The organism is Teichococcus vastitatis, from assembly GCF_003604215.1.
Taxonomy (GTDB): domain Bacteria; phylum Pseudomonadota; class Alphaproteobacteria; order Acetobacterales; family Acetobacteraceae; genus Pseudoroseomonas; species Pseudoroseomonas vastitatis.
This window is the reverse complement of the sequence record NZ_QXGS01000132.1, coordinates 1-1,819: the sequence shown is the minus strand read 5'-3', so window position 1 is coordinate 1,819 and position 1,819 is coordinate 1. Positions and strand designations below refer to the sequence as shown.

The following is a 1,819-nucleotide window of genomic DNA, read 5'->3' as shown; positions in this document are numbered from 1 at the left end:
CCTGAAGCAGTTCATCCCCGAGCGCCTGCTTCAGCGTTTGCATCGCGGTGCAAGGCCCGATCTCCAAGCTGCTGCGCAGCCGGGCCAGGACGGCGTTGTGCTTATCGGCAATCTGCCGCAGGCGAAAGCTCAGACCGCGATAGGGTCGCTCATGTCCCGGCAGCACCAACCGGCGTTCATCGGCCAGTGCGCCGAGCCGGGAGGACGCGGAGAGCCAGTCGCCGACTGTGTCGCGATGGGGCTCGTGGACATCCACGCCTAGGCTGGCGGAGATTGAAGGCAAGGCTTGGTCGCCGATGATCACGAGGCTGCCATCCTCCGACCAGAAGCTGGCATGTTCCGGCGCGTGCCCATCGCCGAGCCGAACGCGCCAGGATCTGCGGCCCATGGTTAGCGCTTGCCCTTCCTCTAGACGGCGGTAGCCGGGTGGCGGCGTAGGTGCGAGGAGCGTCAGATTCTTGACCGCCGCCGCCAGCGCTGCGGCTTCCTCCGACGACATACCGAGCCAGCGGTTGAACGCCGTCCGGGTCGGCAGCATAGTGCCTGGAGTCTCCAACGAGAGCATCCGCAGATGCAACCAAGCGGCACGCGACGCCCAAGGTCTGGCGCCCTGCACGACTAAGCTAGCCGTGCCCCCGGCATGGTCGGCATGGTGATGAGTCAGCACTAGGTTGCGAACTGGCTTGCGCCGCAATGGTCCGCTCAGCAGCGCCTGCAGCGCCTCCATGCTGGCTGCGTCCTGCTGACCACAGTCAATCAGGGTCCACTCGTCGCCATCATCCAGCGCATAGATGTTCACATGCTGCAGGCGGCCGGCCACGGGCAGGCGCATCCACAGGACCCCGTCAGCAAGTTCGATCGCCTTGCCAGGACGTGGCGGCTCCTCCGGGAAGTTGAGGCCACGGCCATGGGCGCCGACGGAAACATCGCCCCCAACAGGATCAGGGATCTGCTTCAGCTGCATGAGTATCGCTCCGAAGTTCAGAAGTATCGTGTCAAAGCGAAGCGAAGCCGCGTGTCGCGCCGGTAGGCTGCCAGTGCCGGGTCGCTTCGCCCACCCAATGGGACGGTGGCATTGAAGCCGAGCACGTAGTCGGACCAGACCCGGTGCGCCGCGCCAAACTCAAGGATGCTTCCGCCGCCTTCCAGATCCACCGTACTGCGCGCGGCGAACTCCGTGCTGCCCTCATTGTTCATGATCAGGCGGCCGCCAACCGAGATGTCCCGCTGGAAGGCCGTGACTGGAGCCGTGTTTGGCCGGTCGTCGTAATAAGCTTCAGCATAAACCTGCAAATCCTCGGTGCCGCCGAAGGCACCATAGAAGATGCGCTCGAGTCCAACACCGAGGCCGAAAAAGGACCGGCCGGTCTGCCCCTGACGCCGAATCAGCTCACCACGCAGCACATAGTCGCCCAGTACGTACTGCGCTTCCAACGCCGACTGATCGATGCGGCGATAATAGGGCCGTAGCGCTGGCCCTTCGGCATCCGGGTCAAACCGGAACTCCGCCTCGCGCGAGGTGCCGTGAAAGTGCGACACCGCCAGCTCAAGATTCTCCAAGTTCAGATTCACCCGCGCGGCGACCGAGGGTGTCCATCGGCCATTCTCGAACCGGGCATTGCGCAGCGGCAGGCTTGTCAGGCGGAGGCGATCACGGCCATCTGGCGTGCGCTGTTCCCGCGCCATGGGCGAGGCCAGAAGCGTGAAGCCAAGGCTATCACCCACGAAGCGGAAGGCGGCACCGGGTTGGCCGAGCCGCACATCACCCTGGTAATCCTCAACGATATCGAGCGCGTTGAAAATGTTGGCCGGATTTTTG

The 1,819-nt window shown here is 64.2% G+C and carries 2 protein-coding genes; both read right to left on the bottom strand.

What is annotated here, in order from left to right; translation table 11 throughout:
- The coding region (locus D2K64_RS23455; protein ID WP_120010822.1) for an MBL fold metallo-hydrolase at positions 1-964 on the bottom strand (964 nt) is incomplete at its 3' end.
- Between the two features lie 17 nt (positions 965-981).
- On the bottom strand, positions 982-1,819 hold an 838-nt coding region (locus D2K64_RS23450; protein WP_202910815.1), incomplete at its 5' end, for a hypothetical protein.